This window comes from Rhodoplanes roseus (assembly GCF_003258865.1).
Classification (GTDB): domain Bacteria; phylum Pseudomonadota; class Alphaproteobacteria; order Rhizobiales; family Xanthobacteraceae; genus Rhodoplanes; species Rhodoplanes roseus.
In genome coordinates, this window is sequence record NZ_NPEX01000496.1 from 1 (window position 1) to 2,459 (window position 2,459).

Consider the following 2,459-nt stretch of genomic DNA (forward strand, 5'->3'; position numbering starts at 1 on the left):
ATCAACGACCTGCCGCATGCGATGCGGTTCGGCCGCTCGCCGCGCGACTTCGTCACGCTGTTCGACGACCTGCTCACGAACGTGCTGAGCGCCGAGGACGAGTCCGTGGTGATCGACGTGACGGCGCATTGCCACGTGTTCGGCCGGCCCTCCGGCGCCTGGGCCTACGAGGCGATCGTCAAGTCCGTCATGGGACGTGACGACGTCTACGTCGCGACCCGCGCCGAGATCGCTGATTACGTGCTGAAGACCGCGGGCTGAACGCGCCGCGGGAGCCAATCTCCGTCTGATCCGGCCCGCCGCGTCTGCGCGGCGGGCCGGATGCGTTTCACGGTCCGGCGTGGCGGCTGCGACGACACGAGCCGGTTGACCGCGACGCCGCCGTCCCTCACTCTCGCACCAACAACGAACATCCGGACGCCCGTCCGGAGCAACGAAACGTGCTCGGGAGAGAAACGCATGTGTCTGTTCTGCGGAACAAAACCGTTCGGATTCGAGGCCGCCTCGCTGTCGCGGCGACATTTCATGGCGGGCGCCGCCGCCATGGGTGGTCTCTATGCCGCGGCCCGGACGGTCGAGCCGGTCGTTGCGCTGGCGCAGGACGGCAAGGCCGACATCATCATCGAGAACGCCAAGGTTGTGACGCTCGATCCGAAGACGCCGCGCGCCGAGGCGATCGCGATCGCCGGTGACAAGATCGTCGGCGTCGGGTCGCGTCGCGACCTCGAGCAGTTCCGCGGTCCCTCGACCCGGATCGTCGACGCCGGCCAGCGCGTCGTGGTGCCCGGCCTCAACGACGCGCACACGCATTTCATCCGCGGCGGCCTCACCTACTCGCAGGAGGTCCGCTGGGACGGCGTGCCGTCGCTCGCCCTCGCATTGCAGATGCTGAAGGAGCAGGCGGCCCGCACGCCGGCGCCGCACTGGGTGCAGGTGATGGGCGGCTGGACGCCGCATCAGTTCAAGGAGAAGCGGCTGCCGACCCTGGAGGAGATCAACGCGGCGACCGGCGACGTGCCGTGCTACGTGATGCATCTCTACGACCGCGGCTTCGTCAACAAGGCGGGCCTGCGGGCGCTCGGCTGGAACCGCGACACGCCGGAGCCGTTCGGCGGCGTGATCGCGCGCGACGGCAGCGGCATGCCGACCGGTTTGGTGGTGGCGACGACCAGCCTGGTCAGCCTGCTCTCGGTCTTCGCCAAGGTGCCGAAGCTGTCGCCCGAGGACCAGATCACGTCGACCCGGCACATGATGCGCGAGCTGAACCGGCTCGGCATGACCAGCCTGATCGACGCCGGCGGCGGCGGCCAGAACTATCCCGAGCACTACCAGGCGATCGCCAAGCTCGCCGCCGACAAGGCGCTCACCGTGCGCATCGGCTACACGCTGATGGCGCAGCGGCCGGGTCGCGAGATCGAGGACTACAAGGGCTGGCTCGCCAAGGCGAAGCTCTACGAGGGCGACGACTACTTCCGCCTGTGTGGCGCCGGCGAGTACACGGTGTGGGCCGCCGGCGACAACACCAACTTCGCCAAGGATCCGATCATGCAGCCTCCGATCATGGAGGAGAAGCTGACCGAGGTCCTCACCTTCGTGGCGCAGAACGGCTGGCCGTTCCGCATGCACGCGTCGTTCGACTTCACGGCGCAGCGCATTCTCGGCGTCGTCGAGAAGGTCCACAAGCAGGTGCCGGTCGACAAGCTGCGCTGGGGCCTCGAGCATTGCGAAGGCATCACGGCGCGCTCGCTGGAACGCCTGCAGGCGCTCGGCGGCAGCCTCGGGCTGCAGAACCGCATGTCGCTCGACGGCGAGGCCTATGTCGAGAAGTGGGGCCTCGAAGCCTCGGCCGACGCGCCCGCCTTCGGTCGCATCCGCGAGATGGGCATCCCCTACGCGCTCGGCACCGACGGCAACCGCGCGGCGAGCCACAATCCGTGGGTCGGGATCCAGTGGCTGGTCACCGGCCGGACGGTCGGCGGGCTGCGCCACGCGGCCGAGCGAAACCTGCTCAGTCGCGAGGAGGCGCTCAAGGCCTACACGACCAACGGCGCCTATATCAGCAACGAGGAGGACAAGAAGGGGACGCTGTCGGTCGGCAAGTGGGCCGATCTGGCCGTCCTCAACGAGGACTACTTCTCGATTCCGGAGGACCGCATCTCTCAGATGAGTGCGGCACTCACTATCGTGGGCGGCAAGGTGGTCTACGGCGACGGCCAGTATGCCGGTCTCGCGCCCGCCGCGCTGGCAGTCGCGCCGGACTGGCTGCCGATCAAGCACTATGCCGGCTATGGCCGCCAGGCTTCGGCCGACTTCGGATCCCGCCATGCCGGGCTCGACGACGGACGCGCGCTCGCCGCCGCCATGATCGCGGACGCGATGCCGACGGTGGTCGGCGACGACGGGCGGAGCTGGACGCTCGGCTGCGGCTGCGGACTGCTGTGATCCGGGCCTGACACGAC

General features: G+C 68.7%; 1 protein-coding gene and 1 pseudogene. Both read left to right on the forward strand.

All coding sequences use genetic code 11. The features are described from left to right. Positions 1 to 261: pseudogene (locus tag CH341_RS34645) on the forward strand (hypothetical protein); the annotation flags it as partial. A 198-nt stretch (positions 262 to 459) separates the two neighbouring features. Beyond that, positions 460 to 2,442, forward strand: a complete 1,983-nt coding sequence (locus tag CH341_RS30655) for an amidohydrolase (protein WP_170149882.1) — start codon at positions 460 to 462, stop codon at positions 2,440 to 2,442. Positions 2,443 to 2,459: the final 17 nt, after the last annotated feature.

Bases quoted from the DNA above. Each gene is read 5' to 3' on its own strand.
- CH341_RS30655 (WP_170149882.1), top strand. From the start codon at position 460: ATGTGTCTGTTCTGCGGAACAAAACCGTTCGGATTCGAGGCCGCCTCG.